Annotated in this window: 21 protein-coding genes and 1 pseudogene; 16 read left to right on the plus strand and 6 right to left on the minus strand. The window is 41.9% G+C overall.

What is annotated here, in order from left to right; translation table 11 throughout:
* Window positions 1-25 precede the first annotated feature (25 nt).
* Window positions 26-397, plus strand: a complete 372-nt coding sequence (locus Q0Z55_RS00575) for a hypothetical protein (protein WP_297422696.1) — start codon at window positions 26-28, stop codon at window positions 395-397.
* A 27-nt stretch (window positions 398-424) separates the two neighbouring features.
* Here Q0Z55_RS00575 and Q0Z55_RS00580 read toward each other — a convergent pair whose 3' ends face one another.
* Window positions 425-913: an Lrp/AsnC family transcriptional regulator gene (locus tag Q0Z55_RS00580; RefSeq protein WP_297422699.1), complete on the minus strand. Its 489-nt coding sequence runs from the start codon at window positions 911-913 to the stop codon at window positions 425-427.
* 321 nt (window positions 914-1,234) lie between these two features.
* Here Q0Z55_RS00580 and Q0Z55_RS00585 point away from each other — a divergent pair, with 321 nt between their 5' ends.
* The 6 genes from Q0Z55_RS00585 to serC all read left to right on the plus strand — a co-directional run bounded on the left by Q0Z55_RS00585 (window position 1,235) and on the right by serC (window position 8,451).
* Entirely contained in the window at window positions 1,235-1,396 is a 162-nt protein-coding gene (locus tag Q0Z55_RS00585; protein ID WP_297422702.1) for a hypothetical protein, read from the plus strand.
* A 321-nt stretch (window positions 1,397-1,717) separates the two neighbouring features.
* On the plus strand, window positions 1,718-2,470 hold the full coding sequence (locus Q0Z55_RS00590) for an electron transfer flavoprotein subunit beta/FixA family protein (protein WP_297422705.1): 753 nt from the start codon (window positions 1,718-1,720) through the stop codon (window positions 2,468-2,470).
* Window positions 2,471-2,483: 13 nt separating this feature from the next.
* Window positions 2,484-3,416: an FAD-binding protein gene (locus tag Q0Z55_RS00595; RefSeq protein WP_297422708.1), complete on the plus strand. Its 933-nt coding sequence runs from the start codon at window positions 2,484-2,486 to the stop codon at window positions 3,414-3,416.
* Between the two features lie 298 nt (window positions 3,417-3,714).
* Window positions 3,715-6,657: a DNA gyrase subunit A gene (gene gyrA, locus Q0Z55_RS00600; protein ID WP_297422711.1), complete on the plus strand. Its 2,943-nt coding sequence runs from the start codon at window positions 3,715-3,717 to the stop codon at window positions 6,655-6,657.
* 57 nt (window positions 6,658-6,714) lie between these two features.
* Window positions 6,715-7,119 carry a DUF3887 domain-containing protein gene (locus tag Q0Z55_RS00605; RefSeq protein WP_297422714.1) on the plus strand — a complete coding sequence of 135 codons (405 nt, stop codon included), beginning with the start codon at window positions 6,715-6,717 and terminating at the stop codon, window positions 7,117-7,119.
* 249 nt (window positions 7,120-7,368) lie between these two features.
* Window positions 7,369-8,451, plus strand: a complete 1,083-nt coding sequence (gene serC / locus Q0Z55_RS00610) for a 3-phosphoserine/phosphohydroxythreonine transaminase (RefSeq protein ID WP_297422718.1) — start codon at window positions 7,369-7,371, stop codon at window positions 8,449-8,451.
* A gap of 42 nt (window positions 8,452-8,493) precedes the next feature.
* On the opposite strand, the gene Q0Z55_RS00615 is transcribed toward serC, so the two are convergent.
* A complete protein-coding gene (locus Q0Z55_RS00615) occupies window positions 8,494-9,423 on the minus strand; it encodes a hypothetical protein (protein WP_297422721.1) in 930 nt (309 codons plus the stop codon).
* A 197-nt stretch (window positions 9,424-9,620) separates the two neighbouring features.
* Here Q0Z55_RS00615 and Q0Z55_RS00620 point away from each other — a divergent pair, with 197 nt between their 5' ends.
* Both Q0Z55_RS00620 and Q0Z55_RS00625 read left to right on the plus strand, forming a co-directional pair.
* Window positions 9,621-10,088 carry a YaiI/YqxD family protein gene (locus Q0Z55_RS00620; protein ID WP_297422724.1) on the plus strand — a complete coding sequence of 156 codons (468 nt, stop codon included), beginning with the start codon at window positions 9,621-9,623 and terminating at the stop codon, window positions 10,086-10,088.
* Window positions 10,089-10,997: an EamA family transporter gene (locus Q0Z55_RS00625; protein ID WP_297422727.1), complete on the plus strand. Its 909-nt coding sequence runs from the start codon at window positions 10,089-10,091 to the stop codon at window positions 10,995-10,997. It begins immediately after the preceding gene.
* Here Q0Z55_RS00625 and Q0Z55_RS00630 read toward each other — a convergent pair.
* The gene (locus tag Q0Z55_RS00630) at window positions 10,994-11,560 is read right to left on the minus strand and encodes a PilZ domain-containing protein (protein WP_297422731.1); all 567 of its coding nucleotides are present in this window, start codon (window positions 11,558-11,560) and stop codon (window positions 10,994-10,996) included. The genes Q0Z55_RS00625 and Q0Z55_RS00630 overlap by 4 nt on opposite strands.
* Before the next feature lie 24 nt (window positions 11,561-11,584).
* Here Q0Z55_RS00630 and Q0Z55_RS00635 point away from each other — a divergent pair, with 24 nt between their 5' ends.
* The 3 genes and pseudogenes from Q0Z55_RS00635 to Q0Z55_RS00645 form a co-directional block, all read left to right on the plus strand.
* Window positions 11,585-12,820, plus strand: a complete 1,236-nt coding sequence (locus tag Q0Z55_RS00635) for a lipoprotein-releasing ABC transporter permease subunit (protein WP_297422734.1) — start codon at window positions 11,585-11,587, stop codon at window positions 12,818-12,820.
* Complete coding sequence (gene lolD, locus Q0Z55_RS00640) at window positions 12,813-13,493, plus strand: lipoprotein-releasing ABC transporter ATP-binding protein LolD (protein WP_297422737.1); 681 nt, start codon at window positions 12,813-12,815, stop codon at window positions 13,491-13,493. Before Q0Z55_RS00635 ends, lolD begins: the two co-directional genes overlap by 8 nt.
* Window positions 13,494-13,617: 124 nt before the next feature.
* A pseudogene (locus tag Q0Z55_RS00645) lies at window positions 13,618-15,882 on the plus strand (DNA internalization-related competence protein ComEC/Rec2); the annotation flags it as partial.
* A 22-nt stretch (window positions 15,883-15,904) separates the two neighbouring features.
* Here the strand turns inward: Q0Z55_RS00645 and Q0Z55_RS00650 are convergent.
* Window positions 15,905-16,891 (minus strand): lysophospholipid acyltransferase family protein, encoded by a 987-nt coding sequence (locus Q0Z55_RS00650; protein WP_297422740.1) that lies wholly within the window; start codon window positions 16,889-16,891, stop codon window positions 15,905-15,907.
* Between the two features lie 125 nt (window positions 16,892-17,016).
* Here Q0Z55_RS00650 and sppA point away from each other — a divergent pair, with 125 nt between their 5' ends.
* On the plus strand, window positions 17,017-18,039 hold the full coding sequence (gene sppA / locus Q0Z55_RS00655) for a signal peptide peptidase SppA (protein ID WP_297422743.1): 1,023 nt from the start codon (window positions 17,017-17,019) through the stop codon (window positions 18,037-18,039).
* The gene (locus Q0Z55_RS00660) at window positions 18,036-18,824 is read left to right on the plus strand and encodes an alpha/beta hydrolase (protein ID WP_297422745.1); all 789 of its coding nucleotides are present in this window, start codon (window positions 18,036-18,038) and stop codon (window positions 18,822-18,824) included. Before sppA ends, Q0Z55_RS00660 begins: the two co-directional genes overlap by 4 nt.
* Before the next feature lie 38 nt (window positions 18,825-18,862).
* Here Q0Z55_RS00660 and purN read toward each other — a convergent pair whose 3' ends face one another.
* The gene (gene purN / locus Q0Z55_RS00665; protein WP_297422748.1) at window positions 18,863-19,492 is read right to left on the minus strand and encodes a phosphoribosylglycinamide formyltransferase; all 630 of its coding nucleotides are present in this window, start codon (window positions 19,490-19,492) and stop codon (window positions 18,863-18,865) included.
* A 6-nt stretch (window positions 19,493-19,498) separates the two neighbouring features.
* Window positions 19,499-20,569 (minus strand): phosphoribosylformylglycinamidine cyclo-ligase, encoded by a 1,071-nt coding sequence (purM, locus tag Q0Z55_RS00670; RefSeq protein ID WP_297422751.1) that lies wholly within the window; start codon window positions 20,567-20,569, stop codon window positions 19,499-19,501.
* A 134-nt stretch (window positions 20,570-20,703) separates the two neighbouring features.
* Between purM and cxpE the strand changes: the two genes are divergently transcribed.
* On the plus strand, window positions 20,704-21,906 hold the full coding sequence (gene cxpE, locus Q0Z55_RS00675; protein ID WP_297422754.1) for a chloramphenicol efflux transporter CxpE: 1,203 nt from the start codon (window positions 20,704-20,706) through the stop codon (window positions 21,904-21,906).
* A gap of 40 nt (window positions 21,907-21,946) precedes the next feature.
* A complete protein-coding gene (hda, locus tag Q0Z55_RS00680; protein ID WP_297422757.1) occupies window positions 21,947-22,657 on the plus strand; it encodes a DnaA regulatory inactivator Hda in 711 nt (236 codons plus the stop codon).
* The last annotated feature ends 4 nt before the right edge of the window (window positions 22,658-22,661 follow it).

Here is a 22,661-nt window from a genome sequence, read left to right on the forward strand (position 1 = left end):
TAGGGTTTTTAAGTGGGCAAGTCGTATGATTGCAAATATTGAAGAAAAGTATCAACAACTCACCGCCAGACAAAAAGACATTTTTGCCGGTTATGGTTTACGTCAAACTAAACACTTTGTTGAGATCAGTTTACCTAAACTCCAAGCAGCGCTGCCTCAAGGTGCTCACATTCAAGGCATTAATATTGAAGGTAAGGCGCAAGCGATAGATCCTCAAAGTGGTCAAACCTTTCTTTGGATTTCTGATCAACAATGGCAAGCACGCCCAGTTAAACAAGGCGAGATTGATTTAGCTGAAGATTTTGTGGCGGTATGGCAAGTCTTTGAATTAAGCCAGTATGACTTAATTGACTTAAGTCATGTACATCGTGACTTTTTATCTCAACAACATGCGTAAAAAAATATGCCCACAACAGGGCATTTTTTAATCTAAAGGCAATTGGAAACTTTGTTTAATAATTTGGCTTGGTAAATCTGTTTTAACACTGGTAATGCCATTTTTCTTGGTTAAATGCGTGGATTGAAATTGACGATAACTTTCTAAATCTGGCACCACGACTTTGAGCATGGCATCGCATTCACCTAAGATAATATAACACTCCATCACCTGTGGCAGTCCACGCATGGCTTCAATGAAAGTATCAATGGTTTCGGCATCTTGCCCAACCAGCCAAATGCGTGAAAACAAAATCAGTTGTAGTCCCACTTTTTGCGGATCTACCACCGTGGTATAGCTTTGAATCACGCCTGCTTCTTCAAGTAACTTGACCCGACGTAAGCATGAAGAAGGTGATAGCCCAATTTGACGTGCCAAATCATTGTTCTGAATACGGCCATTATGTTGTAAGGCTTGAATGATGGTTTTATCGATACGATCTAATTTCACTGCAATATGTTTAGGAGAAAGCTTCATAAATTAGAATGAAATTCGAAAAATAAGCACTATTATAGAATAAGTCTAAAGATATTTTGTAGAGGCTTGTGAACAGAATTTTTGAACAACATGAACTGATTTTGGGTTTTTATGGGCTTGAATCACACAAATATTCAATTAAAACGCAGTTAAATGAAGCACTATGTCTTGGTTGACACAAGATTCGTTGCCCATTAAGCAGCAAAGTTGCTAAAGCTTGAGGTGAAACATGCATAAACTAAGACATATAAATCGCTGGTTATATTGTTACTCAACAGTCATTGAGATCAAGCCATCGAGGCTTTTAATAGATACAGTCTGATGAAAGAGATCCGGATATGGATGTTGCTCAGCATGCTGCATTATTCCAGTAAATCTAAGCGTGATGTGATTTTTACACAGCCTGATGTGTTTGGTGGTCGATTGGGTTATTCGGCTTGTTTTTGCCTACAATTCACGCAAAAATTCTTGCCAGCAGCTTAAGTTTTTATAGACTCACATGGCATTTATTGGAGGTAAAATGGGCTTAAATAAGATATATTGATGGTTAAAATCAGAGAAAAATATAATATAAATCAAATATTAAAAAATAACAAAAATTACACAACCTGTTGTCAATTTATCCAAGTGAAAAAAATATGAACGCATCGTTCAGTAAAAATATGACTTTTTTGCCAACCTTTGCTGAAATGGTGCTTGACCGAAATGCCATCAGCATTGCAAGATAGGGCACCTAAAAAATTTTAAGTGAAAAGTTTTTTAACTTTTTTCAATATCTAATTTGCTAAAACAGCCGAGGATTACATGAAGGCTCTTGTTGCAGTAAAACGTGTGGTTGATGCCAACGTTAAAGTTCGTGTTAAACCGGACAACAGTGGGGTTGACCTTACTAACGTTAAAATGTCCATTAACCCGTTCTGTGAAATCGCAGTGGAAGAAGCGGTTCGTCTAAAAGAAAAGGGAACAGTGTCTGAAATCGTGGTGGTTTCAATCGGTCCTAAAGAAGCGCAAGAACAATTACGTTCAGCGATGGCACTTGGTGCTGATCGTGCGATCTTAGTTGAAGCAGATGACAGTCAGCTTGGCGCATTGGAAGTTGCAAAAATCTTAAAAGGTGTGGTTGCTGCTGAACAACCAGAATTGATCCTTTTAGGTAAACAAGCAATTGATGATGACTCAAACCAAGTCGGTCAGATGCTTGGTGCGTTACTTGGCGCAGGTCAAGGTACATTCGCATCAGAAGTGAAAGTTGACGGCGGTAAAGTGCAAGTAACACGTGAAATCGACGGTGGTTTACAAACTGTTGAATTATCACTGCCTGCCATTATCACTACAGATTTACGTTTGAATGAGCCGCGTTATGCAGCCCTTCCAAACATCATGAAAGCGCGTAAAAAGCCGTTGGATACCAAGTCTCCTGCTGATTTTGGCGTGACCACTGCATCTAAGCTAAAAACTGTAAAAGTTGAAGCACCAGCAGAGCGTAAAGCGGGCGTACAAGTGAAATCAGTTGATGAGCTTGTTGAAAAACTTAAAAACGAAGCGAAAGTGATCTAAGGCAGGACTGAACATGGCTATTTTAGTTATTGCTGAACACGACAACACAGCGCTTAATGCTGCTACTTTAAATGTTGTTGCTGCAGCACAAAAAATCGGTGGTGAGGTTGCGGTATTGGTTGTAGGTTCAAGCGCACAAGCGGTTGCAGACCAAGCAGCACAAGTTGCAGGCGTAAGCAAAGTATTACTTGCTGATGATGCTGTTTATGCCAATCAATTGGCTGAAAACGTAGCGAAACTTGTGGCTCAAGTGGCACAAGGTTATTCACACGTTTTAGCAGCATCAACCACTTCAGGTAAAAACGTATTGCCACGCGCAGCGGCTTTACTTGATGTGAGCATGATCACCGACATTATTGCGGTTGAATCTGCAAATACTTTCAAGCGTCCAATCTATGCAGGTAACGCAATTGCAACTGTAGAGTCTTCAGAGTCTATCGTTGTAGGTACGGTACGTGGTACAGCATTTGATCCTGTAGCGGCAACGGGTGGTTCTGCGGCAGTTGAAGCTGTAGCTGCAACGGGTGATGCCGGCGTTTCTACTTTTGTTAAAGAAGAAATCGTAAAATCTGAGCGTCCTGAACTTGCTGCTGCACGTATTGTGGTATCAGGTGGTCGTGGTGTGGGTTCAGGTGAGAACTACCATACTATTTTAGACCCATTAGCAGACAAATTAGGTGCAGCGCAAGGTGCATCTCGTGCTGCTGTAGATGCAGGTTTTGTACCAAACGATATGCAAGTGGGTCAAACGGGTAAAATTGTTGCACCAGATCTGTATATCGCAGTCGGTATTTCAGGTGCGATCCAGCATTTAGCGGGTATGAAAGACTCTAAAGTGATTGTTGCAATCAACAAAGATGAAGAAGCACCGATTAATGCAGTGGCTGACTACTGGTTAGTGGGCGACTTAAATACTGTGGTACCTGAATTAGTCTCTAAGATCTAATTTGACCGAGTATTAAAAAAAAGCCTCTGTTTTTACAGAGGCTTTTTTGATGTAAAAGATTGACTAAATTTCAAAATTTAAAGCACAAAATCCCCCTATCACAGCATAGCAAAACCGACACTCAAAATCGCTTAAATTAAGCAAAATTAAGCACGCCGGCATCAGCGCAATAGCGCATTTTTATGCTATAGTTTACGGCTGATTTTTAGATTTTAGCTTATATTTTTTAAGCTAAAAGTGTGCAAGATTTAAGAGATAAATATGAGCCTGATTTGGGCTTGTATAATAAGGAGTATGCATGAGCGTATCGGAAATTAGACCGATTGCCATTGAGGATGAGCTGAAAAGTTCATATCTCGATTATGCTATGAGTGTGATTGTATCTCGTGCATTACCAGACGTTCGAGATGGTCTAAAGCCTGTGCATCGTCGTGTGCTATTCGCTATGCACGAATTGGGCAATGATTATAACAAAGCGTATAAAAAATCTGCCCGTGTTGTCGGCGATGTGATCGGTAAATATCACCCACATGGTGATTCTGCTGTATACGAAACCATTGTTCGTATGGCACAAGAGTTTAGCTTACGTTATCAATTGGTTGATGGCCAAGGTAACTTTGGTTCGGTGGATGGTGACTCGGCGGCTGCCATGCGTTATACCGAAGTGCGTATGCAAAAGCTCACCCATGAATTGTTGTCTGATTTAGAAAAAGACACGGTGGAGTGGGAAGATAACTACGATGGCTCTGAGCGTATTCCTCAAGTCATGCCAACGCGTGTACCGAACTTACTCATTAATGGGGTAACTGGTATTGCGGTGGGTATGGCGACCAATATGGCACCGCATAACATGACCGAAGTGGTCAATGCATGTCTTGCTTATGCCAATGACCCAAATATCTCGATTGAAGGCTTAATGGAGCACATCTCAGGTCCAGATTTCCCAACTGGTGGTATCATCTATGGTAAATCAGGCATTGTGGATGCCTATCGCACGGGTAAAGGCCGTTTGCATATTCGTGGTAAATACCACTTTGAAGAAGATGCAAAAACCGGTCGTACCACCATCGTCTTTACTGAAATTCCGTATCAAGTCAATAAAGCCAAAACCATTGAGCGTATTGCTGAATTGGTTAAAGAGAAAAAACTTGAAGGTATTTCTGAATTACGTGATGAGTCTGATAAAGACGGTATGCGTATTGCCATTGATCTTAAACGCGGTGAAAACGCCGAAGTTGTGGTTAATAACTTATTCTTAAATACCCAATTAGAAAACTCATTTAGCATCAATATGGTTTGCCTTGACAATGGTCAGCCAAAATTGATGAACTTAAAAGATATTATTGCGGCATTTATCCGTCATCGCCAAGAAGTGGTAACACGCCGTACCATGTTTGAATTGCGTAAAGCGCGTGAACGTGGGCATATCTTAGAAGGTTTAACAGTCGCTCTTGCTAATATTGATTCAATTATTGAAACCATTCGTTCATCAGCCAATCCGGCTCAAGCACGCGAATTGTTGCAAGCGGGTGAATGGCAAGCTGGTGGTGTACAAGCTTTGCTAGATGCAGCAGGTTCTGTGTCGATTCGTCCTGACGAAATTGAAGGCGAAGATCCAAGCCGTCCATTTGGTTTAAATGATGCAGTGTATCGTTTATCACCTGCGCAAGTGGCGGCAATTTTAGAGTTGCGTTTGCACCGTTTAACTGGTTTAGAGCAAGACAAGTTACAAGCTGAATACTCAGAGATCTTGGCGCAAATTGCCGACTTAACTGACATTTTAAATGACTTTAATCGCTTAATGACGGTGATTCGTGAAGAATTGGCGATGATCATTCAGCAATATGGTGACGAACGTCGTACCCAAATTGTGGAATCACGCGTGGATTTTTCACGTGAAGATTTAATTCCTGAAGAGCAAGTGGTACTCACCGTTTCACATTCAGGTTATGCCAAAACTCAGCCGTTGTCGGATTATCAAGCACAGCGTCGTGGTGGTCGTGGTAAGTCCGCCACCAGTATGAAAGACGATGACCATATTCGTCATTTAATTGTGACTTCCAATCATGCTACAGTGTTGTTCTTTACGAACGTGGGTAAGGTGTATCGCTTACGGGTATTTGAAGTGCCACAAGCTTCGCGTGGTGCTAAAGGTCGCCCCATTGTCAACTTGTTGCCGCTTGAAGCAGGCGAGAGCATTACTGCAATTTTACCGGTCATTGATGCACCGAAGAAATTCAAAGTGCGCATTGCTGAATTTAAAGCCTTTGTGGCCAACAATGCAGCCAAGTTACAACAACATGCAGTGGTGGCAACTCAGTTTGATGCCTTAAGCCAAGCATTAACTAATTTTGATGACAACAGCGATGAATTGTCAGACGAGTTACGTTTGGTATTAAAAACATTAAGCATTGAACTTGATGCCGAAACGGCTGAATTTGATGATGCATTACTTGCTGATTTTGCTGCCCACACTTTAAGTTTGCGTAAAAACTACTTTGTATTTATGGCCACAGCGTCAGGTACAGTTAAACGTGTTGAGCTTGATCAATTTAGTAACGTGCGTTCAAATGGTTTACGTGCGATTGAGTTAAACGAAGCAGACACCTTAATTGGGGTTGCGATTACCGATGGCGAGCAGCAAATTATGTTGTTCTCTAACGAAGGTAAAGCGATTCGTTTTGCAGAAACTGATGTACGTGCGATGGGTCGCTCAGCGCGTGGTGTACGCGGTATGCGTGTCATGATTGGTGCGACGCTTGACGATGCCGAAGATGATCTTGAGCAGGACGATGAAGATGGCGAAAGCGCATCTGTCAGTCGTATTGTCTCGCTTGTAGTGGTGCCTGAAACAGGTGAAGTGTTATGTGCTTCGGCTAATGGTTTTGGTAAACGTACCCCTGTTGATGACTTCCCAACCAAAAAACGTGGTGGTAAAGGTATTATTGCCATTAAAACCTCAGAACGTAATGGTGAGTTGGTGGGTGCAGTTGCCATCGATCAAAGCAAAGAGTTAATGCTTATTTCTAATGGCGGTACGTTGGTACGTACCCGTGCATCAGAAGTGGCACAAACTGGTCGTAATGCACAAGGTGTTCGTTTAATCCGTTTAGCGGAAGATGAAATCTTAGTGGGTGTAGAAGCAATTGAAGCTGTAGAAGAAGATGAGATTGATCTTGTTGAAGATACAGTGGTTGTGGAAACAGACGCGATTTTAAATGAAGATGTTGCACAAAACTAAGTTTTGGGTTAACACATGAGGGCGCTTCGGCGTCCTTTTTACTTTTAGGATAAAGACATGAACATAAAGTTATGGGCAATCGCTTCGCTTGTGGGTTTAGTCGGTTGTGCAGAACAACAAAATTTGGCTGATCCAAGTGCAGCTCAAGTACAAGCAGCAGAGGCTGCTTATCAAGATTTAAGCGCACGTAATTTTGAACAATTTATGCAGCATCTTGACCCCAAGTTACAGGCATATTTTCAAGAAAACCCAAGGGTGTTAAAGAAATTTGCAAGCGCTATTCCAAAAGAGCACATCAAGTCCAAAACTTTAATGAGCAAACGCATGCAAAGTGAAGCGGAATACAAAGTCAGCTATGAGATTGCTTATCCAAAAAATTTAGTGCAATACGATGTCAGCTTTGACCGCCCCAATGGCAGCACGCAAATTAATAATATTAATATTCAAGTTTTTGGTGAATAAGTGCTTGTGATCATCACCTTATGTATAAAAACGCATCGGTTTTAGATCACAATTGATCAAGCCGGTGCTTTTAACAACAAAACATCCAAGCGATGTTTAGCCATCAGTGACGGATTTAAATTATCTATTGAATCTATATTGATTTTTTGACTGTATTTTAAAATCTACATTGAAATAATTTTATGCAAGTCATCACAAGATATGATTAAATGCCACCTCTATTGTGTTTCACATTGACAAGGAAAAATCATGCGCGCGTACAACTTCTGTGCTGGTCCTGCTGCATTACCCACTGCCGTTTTAGAAAAAGCTCAAGCTGAAATGCTCGATTGGCAAGGCAAAGGCTTATCGATTATGGAAATGAGCCACCGTAGTGCAGATTATGTTGCTGTGGCCGAAAAAGCTGAAGCTGACTTACGTAAGCTCATGAACATTCCTGACAACTACAAAGTGTTGTTTTTACAAGGTGGTGCATCGCTACAATTCTCTGCGATTCCATTGAATTTATTAGGTAAAAATAACCAAGCTGACTATATTCACACCGGTATTTGGTCAGAAAAAGCGCTCAAAGAAGCCAAGCGTTATGGCGACATCAACGTGGTTGAAGCGGGTATTAAAGATCAAGATGGCAAGCTCGCCATTTCTGAACCAAGCACTTGGAATTTATCAAAAGATGCCGCTTATGTGCATTATGCTGATAACGAAACGATTGGTGGTTTGCAATTTAACCATATTCCTGAAACCGATACACCATTGGTGGCTGATTTATCATCAAGCATTTTATCTGCACCGATTGATGTGACCAAATTCGGTTTAATCTATGCAGGCGCGCAAAAAAATATTGGTCCTGCTGGCTTAACTTTAGTGATCATTCGTGATGATTTACTTGATCAAGCGATGGACAGTATTCCAAGCATTTTAAAATATTCAGATCAAGCCAAAAATGATTCGATGGTGAATACGCCATCAACCTATGCATGGTACTTATCAGGCTTGGTGTTTGAATGGTTACTTGAACAAGGCGGCGTAGATGCAATCTATAAAGCGAACCTTGCTAAAGCCGAATTACTCTATGGTTATATTGATGCCAGTGATTTTTATGCCAATCCAATTGCCAAAGAATATCGCTCAATCATGAACGTACCATTTACGTTGGCAAAACCTGAGCTTGAAAAACAGTTCCTCAAAGAAGCTGAAGAAAATCACTTGTTGAACCTTGCCGGTCACCGTTCGGTTGGTGGTATGCGTGCAAGTATTTATAATGCTGTACCATTAGAAGGCGTGCAAGCTTTGGTCAACTTTATGGATGACTTTGCTAAACGCAATGCTTAAAGCGTAAAATCAAAAAAGCCCAAGTTTAAACTTGGGCTTTTTTTATGCGGTGTGTTGTAAATTGACTTGTAGCCAAATATTACCGCGAATATATTGTCCTACATTAAAATCTGCATACTTTGGATCACGGGTGGCAACGCGCACTAAAGTCGCTTCAGCATTATCTTCACGTAACAAGGTCACATCATACAAAGTATAGTCTTGCTGCATAAATTGCATTTGGGTTTTGCCCACCACTTGACCTTGGAACCATGCTTCGTCTTCTTGGCCTAAAGTTTCGCCATATAAATAAGCCACCATCTGAGAAAAATCAACCGTGACAGGTTCACGATCTTGCTCAGACTGAGGCTGCCACGCATCAATTTGTTCTTGCAAATTAGGCGGTGCGACACCGTCATTGGCGGCTAAAATATCATTTAAAGCACGATGATGTTTAATCGATGCAGGATCATCGACCACCAATTGTTCATGTTCACCTACGGCTTCTAATACATAGGCCCATGCGTTTAGCTCACCGCTATAAGCTTGTTGTTGCTGATAACGGTGATGATTCACGCTATATAAATTATCAAAGGCATAGACAATATTATTGTTGCCTAAATTTAAACGTAGTACAGCTTGGGTGTTGGTCTTACAAGTAATAATACGCTCAATTTGGGCACGAATTTTGTAAGGACTTGGAAAACTTGGAAAGGCAGTTTTGACTTTTTTAGGACGATGATTTTCAACATCAATCACTTGGTTAATTAGAACAGAAGATTGTTTTGGGCCTTGAATGAGCCATGTATTTTCATCCATATCACACTCTTGCATGCATAGACCCATCGGCATGACTGGTGCATCAAGTGCCAGCCCTAACCATGCAGGTACATCGTCGCTTGGATTTTCGGTGAGTAAATTCCAATGCTCAACGTGGCTACCGAAGTTTTGATCTTCAATGGTGATCATTTCTGGTCTATTTTGATTTTTCATATGCACAATAGAACTTTGAGTGGTTTAAATGATTTAATCGAGGATGATTTGGTTTTTTCAAGGGAGCTGAGGTAAATTTAGACAAATAAAATCTAAAAGTGATAAAACCTGATCTCGAGCTAAAATAAAGATCAACCACAATTGATGAAAGATTATTGCTACACTTGGTTTTGTTTTTAAGTAAAAAGGTATTTAAGTTGCTGCCATTTAAACTGTGGGTCGACGCAGATGCATTGCCTAAAATTTTGCGTGACGTGATTATTCGTGCATCTGACCGCCACCAATTAGAAGTGACTTTTGTGGCCAATCAAAATGTGGGCATTCGACCTTCGGTGCGTATCAATTCAATTCAGGTGATGAGTGGTGCCGACCAAGCCGATCAAGAAATTTTAGATCGGATGCAACCGAATGATATTGTGATGACCCAAGACATTCCACTTGCAGCACAAGTGATTGAAAAAGGAGGAATTGCCATTCATCCGCGTGGTGAAATTTATACCACTGCCAATGTCAAAGCACGCCTACATTTACGTGACTTTATGGATACTTTAAGAGGTGCTGGGGTACAAACGGGTGGGCCACCGCCTTTATCTGAGCGTGATAAACGTGAATTTTCCAATAGCTTAGAACAAACCATTTTTAAGCAAAAACGTAAGACTGCCTAAATGTTACCTTTAAGCAAAACCAATATTGTGCTGACCTATGCTTTATTGGTCTTTATTTGGTCGACCACGCCCTTAGCAATTGTCTGGAGTGTCGATGATTTACATGCCTTGTGGGCGCTGGTGCTGCGCTTTTTTATTGCCTTGCCTTTAGCTATTGGATTAATGCTGATTTTAAGGCAGCATTTTCCAATGAGCAAAACGGCATGGCACAGTTATTTGGCAGGTGCTTTTAGTTTAATTGGCTCACAGTTTTTTACTTATGTGGCCACCTCTTATTTAAGTTCTGGCATGATTGCTTTGATGTTTGGCTTAGCACCGATTATGGCAGGTTTAATTGGCTGGTTGGTGTTTGGGCAAAAACTGCATTATCTGCAATGGTTAGGGATGTTAATTGCAGTCATGGGTTTGGGTTTAATTTGTTTTGCAGGTGAGCAAGCCAGTGTTAACCCAGTGGGTATTGGCTTGATGCTACTCAGTGTTTTAAGTTATGCCGCGTCTATTTTTTGGGTCAAAAAGGTCAATGCCCATGTTGCACCTGTAGCACAGGCCACTGGTTCAATTTTTGTATCTACCTTGCTTGCCATCTGTATTTTACCGTTTATTTGGCAGTATCTACCCACCCAATTGCCCAGCTTAAAAAGCTTTAGTGCTTTATTATATACCGTGATTATGGCCTCACTAATTGCCATGTTTTGCTACTTTAAATTGGTGAAAAATGTTCAAGCCACCACTTTGTCTTTAACCACCGTGATGACCCCCATGTTGGCAATTTTTTTAGGAGCATGGCTCAATCAAGAGAAATTATCACTGATGGTATTTGTGGGGGCATTGGTGTTGCTATTGGGTTTAGCCGTGTATTTTTACCGTGATTTTAAAGCCAGTCGTAATTTAGAGCGTAAAATTCACTAAATGCCGCCGTGTTGTTCAATACACTGGGCCAGTTTGGCTCGGTCGCTAGGTAAAATAGTGACAAAATATGCGCCATTGCGGTACTGGCCATTGTCTTGCAATTCGCTATAGACCACTTGGGCTGTGGCAGCAATGTGAAAGAAATTCTCAGCATGGCTTAAGGTCAAGTGCAGATAACTGCCTTTGCTAATTTTTTCACGACTATAAAAACTTAAACCAGTTCCTGAAAAATTAACCTGTTCAGATTCAGGTAACATGCTTTGTACAATAGAATCGTATAATGCCCCTGTAAATAAGTTTAACTTTTGATTGAATAAGGATAAGATTTTAGCAACATGTTGATCTTTTTCAGTGAGTTTGCTGAGTTCAGCATTTAAAGCATGATCACACTGATCCAATTCTGCCTGCAGTAAAAAATAACGCGGTAAAATGAAATTGGCAGCGTATGGATCATCTAAAGCTGCAGCCTCACAAATCAGCTGATAATTTATTCTTAAAGCGGCATCAATACGAGACATTACACGACGTTCATTGCTTTCGTGTTGAGGCTGAATGTTTTCCATGATTATTACCTCGGATTAGATGGTATGTTTAAACCAATCTCGCTGTATATAGGGTTGAGATATACTCGCGCACGGCGAAGTAACCACTTTATTTCCTTTATTGCACTGGTCTCAATGATCGGTTTAACCCTTGGGGTGGCCGTATTGATTACAGTACTGTCCGTCATGAACGGTTTTGACCGTGAACTTAAAAATCGTGTTTTAGGCATGGTGCCACAGGCCACGGTCTCTTCGACACAAATTTTAACAGATTGGCCTGAACTTGCCAAAAAAGTTGAGCAAAATCCGCATGTCGTTGGGGCAGCACCGTTTACCCAATTACAAGGCATGCTCACAGCCCAAGGTCAAGTGTCTGGCATTATGGTCACAGGGATTGAACCGGAGTACGAGCGTAAAGTTTCCATTATTCAAGACCATATGGTGGCGGGTAATCTAGATGACTTAAAAAAAGGTGAGTTTGGTATTGTTTTAGGCAAACAAATGACCGATGCCTTAGGCCTGGGTGTAGGTGATAGCATTACACTGGTATTGCCTGAGGCAACCCCATCACCGGCAGGTGTGGTACCACGTTTTAAACGCTTTAAAATTGTCGGTATTTTTAGTATTGGTGCTGAAGTCGACTCTATGATGGGTTATATCGCACTTTATGATGCATCCACTTTGTTGCGTTTACCCGATGGGGCACAAGGGGTACGTATGAAGCTCGATGATATTTTTGCAGCACCTCAAGTGGCCAATGAAATTGTCTTGGATTTACCGGGCAACTTCTATGCTTCAGATTGGACCTATACCCACGGTAACTTATTTAGCGCCATTCAAATGGAAAAGGCCATGGTCAGCCTGTTGCTATTTTTAATTGTCTTGGTGGCTGCATTTAATATTGTCTCAAGTTTGGTGATGGTTGTGACCGACAAAAAAGCCGATATTGCCATTTTAAGAACTTTAGGTGCCTCACCAAGTATCATTACCAAAATTTTTATGGTGCAAGGTACGGTTATTGGTGTGATTGGTACCGTAGCAGGGGCAATTTTAGGCGTGGTGTTTGCCTCAAGTATTAGTGGATTGATGGGCTGGTTAAACAATACCTTAGGTTTAAATCTATTTGATGCTTACTTTATCAACTACTTACCTTCGCATTTACGTTGGCAAGATGTGGTAGTCATTGTAAGTTTATCGTTATTGTTAAGCTTCTTGGCCACGATTTATCCGGCTTTACGTGCTGCAAAAATCCAACCTGCTGAGGCGTTACGCTATGAGTAATTTTGTATTAGAAGCGCGCCATATCAATAAGACCTTTAATGATGGCAAAAACCATGTTGAGGTGATTCAAGATTTATCGCTTGGTGTAAAAGCTGGTGAGTTTGTGTCTATTGTAGGATCGAGTGGTTCGGGTAAAAGTACGTTATTACATGTGTTGGGTGGCTTAGATGCACCCACACGTGGGGAAGTGTATTTACAAGGACAGCGCTTTGATCATTTAGGTGAAGCTGAACGTGGTTTTTTGCGTAATCAGCATTTAGGCTTTGTTTATCAATTTCATCATTTGCTGCCTGAATTTACTGCGCTTGAAAACGTGGCTATGCCATTAATGCTGCGTAAAGGCACCCATTACAAACAAGTTAAGCAACAAGCTGAATATCTACTTGAGCGGGTGGGTTTGTCGCATCGTTTGACGCATCAACCGGGTGAGTTATCGGGCGGTGAGCGACAACGTGTGGCCATGGCGCGGGCACTGGTGACTCAACCGGCTTTAATGCTTGCTGATGAACCTACCGGTAATTTAGACCGTAAAACCGCAGTGAAAATTTTTGAATTGCTCAGCGACTTACGCCGTGAATTTAATATGGGTATGTTGATTGTGACCCATGATGAAGCGCTGGCTCAAGCTGCCGATTCAATTTTGCATATGCAAGATGGTGTGTGGGTCAATTAATTACCCTTGATCTGTTTTTCATTGAAGCCCACGATTGTGGGCTTTATGCTATTTAAAAGATCACAATGGATGTTGGATCATGCGCCAAGGACTCGCGTTGGCATGGTTGTTGGGTATTGCATTCATGGGACAGTCTTGGGCGCTGTTTCCAAGGCTGAGTTTGGCTTTTGCACTTGTGATTATGTTCATAGTAGCTGTGCAAATATCTCTACAGGCCCTCTTACAGCATCCCATTTTAAAATTACTGAATGGCTTGGTTGCGGCGGTCTTGGTGGTAGTTTTAGGTTATAGCTATGCCCAACAGCAACTCCAGCAACGTCTTGATCTGAAGCAAACCCATATTGTAGCAGCCGACGTCATTGTCTATGTAGATCGTTTAAATCAGCCCAATCCTCGTAGTGTCACACAACAAGTCACCGTCTTAAATGCGCGTGCTGAACCTGTGCAATGGTTAACCTCAACGCCACTTAATGAGCGTACGCAACAACCCAAAACCGAAATTTTGCAATTAGGTGAATATTATCGTGTTACAGGGCAAGTTCGCCCAGCACATGGCTATGCCACCCAAGGTGCATTCGATCAAGAAAAGTGGTATGTGCAGCAAAATATCATGGCTTTTTTGCGTATCGAGCAAGTAGAAAAACTCTCTAGTGCAGACATTGCCGCATTGGCTTATCGGCCAAGCTTTTGGGTGAAATTACGAGTAGCTGTGGATCAACAGCGTTTGGCAGTACGTGACTATGTGCAACAGCAATCTTTACAGCAACATGGGTTATTGTTGGGTTTACTGACCGGAGATCGTAGTGGTTTAGACGATCAAACCGAGGCTGATTTTCAGCGTTTTGGTCTGAGTCATTTATTGGCTATTTCAGGTCCACATGTATTAATTTTTGCGGCAATGGTGTGTTTTGTTTTGCAACGGTTATTAACGCGTTATCGAGCTAACATGTATCTAAAATGGCCCAAACAATATGTACTAATTGTGCCTTTTTTGCTGTGTGTGGCCATTTATACCGCTTGTGTAGGCTTTGAAATTCCGGCATTACGTACGCTACTGATTTGCAGCTTAACCTGTGCCTTTATGCTGCTACGCCAGTCCTTACAGCCATTCACTTTGTTGCTCTATAGCGCTGCTATTTTATTGTTATTTGATCCGTTTAGTGTCTTATCGGCGGCGTTTTGGCTGTCGTATGGTGCCTGCTTTATTTTGCTGAGAATTTACCAAACCATACAGTCACAAGATCAAAGGGTGGTGAGTCGTCGTCAACAGCTGCTACACAATATTAAATTGTTTATTGAATCGCAATGGAAAATTTTTATTGCTCTATTACCGCTGATGCTGATTTTCTTTAAACAAGTGGCGTGGATCAGTCCTTTAAGCAATTTAATTGCGATTCCGTATTTGGGACTTGTGGTGGTGCCACTGGATATTCTGGCAGGTTTGGCTTGGCTGTTTTTTGAGCCTTTAGGCTTGTTGTTGTGGAAAATCAATGATCAATTATTGCAGCTGTTACTTGGCTGTCTTCACCTGCTTGACCATCTTTTAAACCCCAGCTTAGTGCCTTGGGCAATGAATACATGGCAATTGGCTGCATTGATTTTGGCCTTGCTGTTGTTATTTTTACCACGCGGTATTGTGCCAAAAACTTGGAGCATACTGGCGGTATTACCACTCTTTTTTTATGACTCAACCCGGCAAGGTTTTGAGTTACATGTATTAGATGTCGGTCAAGGTCAAGCGATTTTAATTCGGGATCAAGGACAAAGTTTGATGGTGGATGTCGGCGGCAGTATGGATGAAGGCCGTTTTAGTATTGGTGAAAACGTGATTTTTCCATTTTTAATGCATCAAGGCATTCAAGATTTAGATCAGTTGGTGCTTAGCCATTTAGATCAAGACCATAGTGGCGCATATCCGGTATTAAGTCAGAAAATTGCCATCAAGCAGCTCATCAGTAATGAACAACCAAAGCATCCGCCGTTGGCGGTTGACTATTGTTATGCTGGGAAAAGTTGGCAATGGCAACGGGTCAAATTTGAAGTGTTATCACCGCATAAGGCCATGTTGGCAGCTGCTGAAAAGGCAAGAAATGAAACCTCCTGTGTACTGTATGTGACTTACTTAGGAGAGCCTAACAAGCATTTTTTATTGATGGGAGATGCCGGATGGCCCACAGAACATCAATTATTGCTTAATCATCCGCATCTTAAAGTAGATGTCTTGGTGCTTGGACATCATGGCAGTAAAAACAGTTCAGCTTATGATTTTTTAGCGCATTATAAACCCAAGCTGGTGTTGGCCTCAGCAGGTTTTGCCAACCGTTATGGACACCCAAGCCAAGAGCTGTATGCACGTGTTGAGGCATTAAATCTGCCACTACTCACCACCATTGATCAAGGCAGTGTACAGTTTAAGATTGATCAACAGCATCAGCTTTGGCTGCATGCTCAGCGGCATGAGCGGCTCTGGTTACAGCGCGAAGGTCTGCAATCCGCGATAAAGCCTCAGCTGTTGGAACATTATATAAACCATTCAAAGCAGGGTTGGCCTTAAAACGTTTATAGCTCCAATGATAATGTTCAGGATAACGGGCAATTAAATCTTCAATGGCTTGATGAATCACTTGGGTACCTTGATTGGCTGTACCTTGATAGATCGCGTCATCAATGGCTTCAATGTGCATATCAAAACCATCAGTGATATTACGTATCGCGTACAATAAAATGGCTTTGGCTTTGGTTTTTTGAATCAGTTTGGCACTTAAGTTACTTGATGCCAAAGGCACACCAAAATATGGCACCATATCACCACCAACATTGGGGGTATGATCGGGCAAAATCACGGTAGTGCCGCCTTGTTTTAAGGCTTTAAAAATTTGTCGTACCCCTGATTCATCGGTTGGAACTAAGTTTGCTTGTTCACGGCTACGCGCATTACGCACAAATTGATCGGCAGCAGGATTTTTCACAGGCTTATACATAATGGTCATTTGGGTATATTGTGCCAGCCATGCATTCATGACTTCCCACGTACCAAAGTGTGGAACTACCAGTACAATGCCTTGTTGTGCAGCCAAAGCCTCATCTAAAATTTCTTTGCCATAAATATTGTGAATACGGCTGATATTTTTTTCATTGCTCGCACCCCAAATACTAAAGAACTCAAAATATGAACACAGTTCATTTTGAATGGCAGTTCGGCAAATGCGTTCGCGCTCGGCTTCGGGTAAATCTGGAAAAGCGATGTTCAAATTGAGGCGAATGGTATTTGAGGTTTTAGAAATTTTTAAATGATTGACTAAACCTGCCAACATTTTGGCAACAAAACGGGATAACTGTATCGGCTGACGGCTGACCAAGTTCAGCAAGCGATAGGTTGAATTTTGTTTAGTAGGCATGGTGATCGCGTGGGCAGATGCAGCAACAGAAGAAAATTATTATAGGCGAAAATGTTGTGTTTAGACAGCAAGGTGAAAATCATTGTATATAATGATGACAATTTAAATTACGTTGGGTCGTTTTTATGTCTGATTGGCCACCAAAACCACAAGATGAAACACGTGGGCAACCCCTTCAGCCGACAGGGCAAGAATGGAAACTCTTAGAAAAGGCAGTATTGGCTTCAGTAGAAGAGCAACGTCGTGCTCGTCGTTGGGGTATTTTCTTTAAATGCCTGACTTTCGCTTATATTTTATTTGTGTTGTTGGCTTTAGGCAAAGGTTGTTCAACAGCCAGCAAAACCGAGGGAGTCGCTGGTAGTACCTCTGCACATATTGCTGTGGTCGATGTGATTGGTACAATTAGTGCAGATAAACAAAGCGTCAATAGCGAAAACACCATTAAAGCCTTAAATAAAGCCTTTGCTAATAGCCAAGCCAAAGCGGTGGTGTTAAATATTAATTCACCGGGTGGTTCACCAGTACAATCGGATGAAATTTGGCAAGAAATTCGCTATTTAAAACAAAAGCATAACGATAAAAAGCTCTATGCAGTGATTGGTGATACCGGTGCATCGGGTGCCTACTATATTGCTTCTGCTGCGGACCAAATTATTGTCAATCCATCAAGTTTAGTGGGTTCAATTGGCGTGATCATGCCCAATTATGGCATTAACGGTTTAATGCAAAAGTTAGGGGTACAAGATCGCACCATGACCGCAGGTGACAATAAAGCCTTGCTGTCTATGACCCAACCGATTGATCCTGCTCAACAAGCGCATGTACAAGGTGTACTTGATAATGTACATGGTCACTTTATTCAAGCAGTAAAAGATGGGCGAGGCACTAAGCTTAAATCCAATGACCCTGCAATTTTCTCAGGTTTATTTTGGACAGGTGAGCAGGCAGTTCAATTGGGTATTGCAGATCGCGTAGGTAGCATGTACACGCTGAAACGTGAACTAAAATTGGACAAAACTGTTAATTACACCATTGAGCATAATCCATTAGATTCAATTTTAGGACGAATGGGCAGCGAAATTGGGCAAGGTGTGGCATCATCTATCCAACAACAATTGCAAACACAACAAGATCCAAAATTACAATGAAACCAATAATTCATTTCGCGCATGCCAATGGTGTACCCAGCCGAGTCTATCAAAAGCTCTTTGATTTGTTATCAGATGAATACGATGTCATCTATACCGAAGCATTAGGCACAGATAAACGCTATCCGATTGATGAAGGATGGCGTAGTCTAACCCAACAAGTGATTGACAGTATTGTGCGTCAAGCCGCAGGCCGACCTGTGATTGGTTTAGGGCATTCTTTAGGTGCACTATTGACCTTGCAAGCCTCGTATGCGCGACCTGAATTATTTAATCAAGTGATTTTGCTCGATCCACCATTGTTGGTTGGTAAAGCCGCTTTTGCCTTAGATGTAGCCAAGCGATTGCAACCCAAAAAAATTGATCAATTGAGTCCTGCGGGTTTATCCAAAAAACGCCGTGATCATTGGGACAGTCGTGAGCAGGCAGCCGCAAGTTTACGTCCTAAAGGCTTTTATAAAGATTTTGATGAAGACTGTTTTCAAGCTTATATACAGCATGCTTTAAGCGATGAGCCTGTGCGTGGTGGGGTGACCTTAAGCATTCCTAAAATGGATGAGGTGAATATTTTTAGAACCAATCCATCAAGTTATTGGCAGCCGACACCACAGCCCAGTCTGGCAACGCATTTGGTAGTGGGGGAAAATAGCATTTTTAATGAAAAAGGCTTTCCACAGCTGATTCAAAAAAAATTAGGCATTCCGTATAGTGTGTTTAAAGGCGGACATATGTTTCCGCTTGAACATCCTGTTGAGGTAGTCGATTTTATTAAAAGGCTGATTTAGCCATAAAAAAACGCAGCCTAGGCTGCGTTTTTTTATGCTTAAATTTTGGTAAATTGTACAGGTTCAGTCAATGGCTGACCACGATACAAAACACCTTGCTGCGTATGAACCAAAGTGCCATTGCAAATCCATTCTGCCACTTGTGGGTAGATGAGATGCTCAAGGACATGCACACGCTTGGCTAGACTGTCTTCGTCATCATGCTGATGTACACGCAGCACACCTTGCGCGAGGGCTTGACCTGCATCCAGTTCTGCGGTGACATAATGTACCGTACAGCCATGATAGGCATCCCCTGTGCGTAACACACGTTGATGGGTATGCATACCTTTATAAACTGGCAATAGCGATGGATGAATGTTAATCATTTTTCCATGCCATTGCGCGACAAAACCAGGCGTTAAAATGCGCATAAAGCCGGCTAAAATCACCAAATCTACATCCCAATCTAAAAGCTGCTGATGCATGGCTGCATCAAAAAGCTCACGTGTTGGGTAGTGTTTATGTTCAATGACTGCCGTAGCAATATTGGCATTTTGAGCACGTTGAAGTGCATATGCTGCAGGCTTGTTGGAAATCACCCCAACAATTTGCCCTGATAGATTGGCATCCATCAAGGCTTGCAGGTTTGAACCACTGCCTGAAACTAAAACGGCAATTTTAATCATTACAATTTAAGCAAAAATTACGCGAATTTTTTCGTCTGCGCCTGCAACTGATTCAGCATTGTCTATAATTGAACCCATCGCCCATGCTTTTTCGCCAAGGCCATTTAATAATTCAACAGTTTGCTCTGCATCATTTGCGTCAACCACAAGTACCATGCCCACGCCACAGTTGAATGTGCGGTACATTTCAAATTGTTCTACGCCGCCTTCACGTTGTAGTAATTTGAACAATTCAGGCCATTCCCATGAGCCTTCATTTACAATGGCTTGAGCACCATTTGGTAATACGCGTGGTAAGTTACCTGGTAAACCGCCACCTGTGATGTGTGCCATCGCATGTACGTCTACAGTTTTGAGCAATTCAAGGATTGGTTTAACGTAAATACGTGTTGGTTCCATCGCAGCATCTGCCAATGGACGACCGTCAACCAATTGGTTTAAGTCAACATTTTTCACGTCTAAAATTTTACGAAGTAAAGAGTAACCGTTTGAATGTGCACCACTTGATGCTACACCAATTAACACGTCACCGGCTTTTACTTTAGAGCCATCAATAATTTTGCTTTGTTCAACCACACCCACACAGAAACCTGCAAGGTCGTAGTCTTCACCTTCATACATGCCTGGCATTTCAGCAGTTTCACCGCCAACCAATGCACAGCCTGCAAGTTCACAACCCGCACCAATGCCGGTCACCACATTGGCAGCAACGTCCACATTTAGGTGACCTGTTGCATAGTAATCGAGGAAGAATAACGGCTCAGCACCGCAGACAAGAAGGTCATTTACACACATTGCCACCAAGTCCTGACCAATGGTGTCATGACGGTTTAAGTTGAGTGCCAAACGTAATTTTGTACCAACACCATCTGTGCCTGATACGAGAACAGGTTCTTCATAACCTTTAGGAATTTTACAAAGTGCGCCGAAGCCACCAAGGCCTCCCATCACTTCTGGACGTGATGTGCGTTTTGCGACTGATTTGATACGATCGACTAACGCGTCGCCCGCTTCAATGTCGACACCTGCGTCTTTGTAGCTTAAACCGGTGTTTGGGGTAGAAGTTGAGTTGCTCATAATTGAAGTCTCCGCATTCGCGCGGCGATTATAACCTGAATATACGAAACTCTTATGTTATTTATGACCTAAAATGCTATCTTTATTAAAATATTTTACGTTTCATAAGCGATAACAAGGAAAAAGGCGAAATTATGGGTGACAAAACCTTGCGTCGTATCTTTATATTGGCAGGCATCGCGCTCTTCGTTTGGATTTTATATTTATTAAAGCCTGTAGTCATCCCGTTTGTGGGTGCGTTCTTAATTGCATATTTATTTAGTCCCTTAGTCGATAAACTTCACCATTATGGTTTACCAAGATGGTTGTCGATTACCTGCGTATTTGTAGGGATCGCTGTGTTTATGACACTTGCAATTTGGTACTTGGTGCCGCTGATTTGGGAGCAGTTAAAGTACGCAAGAGACAGTATTCCTGCAGGGATTCATTGGATTAATTATACTTTGTTGCCTTGGGTGTCAGACACCTTTAATGTCGATCAAATGGAAATTGATACGCAACAATTTTCAACGGTCATCATGGATTATGTGCAAACCAATTATAGTGCCGACAGTGTACAAGTTATGGCCATGCGTTTGGCACAATCAGGCTTAAACTTTATTCAGATTGGCGGCACAGTGGTGTTAATCCCAATCATTGCCTTTTATTTTTTACTCGATTGGGAACGTATGCTTGATGGTTTACGTCGCCTCATTCCACGCCGCTATGAACAAGGTACCTTACATGTGGTTGGCGAATGCCATAGCGTTTTGGGTGCGTTTGTTAAAGGTCAGCTTTTAGTCATGGTGCTGCTTGGTGTGGTCTATGCAGTCGGCTTACAACTTATTGGTTTAGAGGTGGGTTTAATTATTGGTATGATTGCAGGCCTTGCAAGCATCATTCCTTATTTAGGCTTTGCTGTCGGTATTATTGCTGCGGTGATTGCCAGTCTTTTCCAATTTGGTTTAGATTGGATGCAGTTGGCACTGGTACTAGTAGTGTTTATGGTCGGGCAAGCCATTGAGGGCTATGTGTTACAGCCTTTCTTGTTGGGTGATAAAATTGGTTTGTCGCCAGTGGCTGTGGTGTTTGCAGTATTGGCAGGAGCACAATTGGCCGGTTTCTTAGGGATGTTAATTGCCTTACCGGTTGCAGCAGTGATTGTGGTTTTACTGCGCCATTTACGTGATTTTTATCAAAGTAGCCAGTTGTATCAACACGAGCCGAGCTTGGTGGTTCATAGTCGCCAAGACGGTTCGGTGAATATTTTGACAGAGCAGCTCGATATTCATGTAGAAATGAATGATCCTGAGCTAAAAACACAGCAACTCGATGAAAAATCGAGTAAGATGGATTGACCTGAAAATAACATGTAAGTGAAAAGGCTATACGACCTATATGCGCCAATTGCAACTCGATATTGAACCTCAACTCGACGCTCGAATTAGTGATTTTTCGGGTCCGGGATGGGGCCATGTGATTGATGCAGTCCGCCAGCTTCACGCAGGTTTAATGAGCCGTTTTTATGTTTACGGTGGTGCAGGAACAGGCAAAAGTCATTTACTTTCGGCAATTTGTGACTCTTATTTAGATGTCGGTAAATCTGCGATTCAAGTGTCTTTGTTAGAGCTGTTAGATGCACCCACAGAAGCCATTACCTCACTTGAGCGTTATGATCTAGTTGCGCTTGATGACATAGAAGCGATTAGTGGTGTACCGCATTGGCAAAAAGCCGTTTTTCATTTAATTAACTATAATAATGAAGAAGGCGGGCAATTGGTGTTTTCATCACGTATGGCACCCATCGAACTTAAACTTGAATTGCCTGATTTACAATCGCGTTTAACCCAAGCGGTGAGTGTACGTGTTCCCAATGGCAGCTTATATGCCGACCGCTATGCTTTGGTCAATTCTGTGCTTGACCGGCGTGGTATTCATATAGATCAACAGATTATTGATTATTTACTCAATCATGGACCACATCAGGCTGCGATTTTATTGCAAAGTCTTGAACAATTGATTCAATTACTCAAAGGTGAGAAAACCAAACTCAGTGGTGCCACCTTAAGACAAATTTTTGCCTTGATTGACGAATATCACCAAGAATAAAGAA

Source organism: uncultured Acinetobacter sp. (assembly GCF_947626835.1).
Lineage (GTDB): Bacteria > Pseudomonadota > Gammaproteobacteria > Pseudomonadales > Moraxellaceae > Acinetobacter.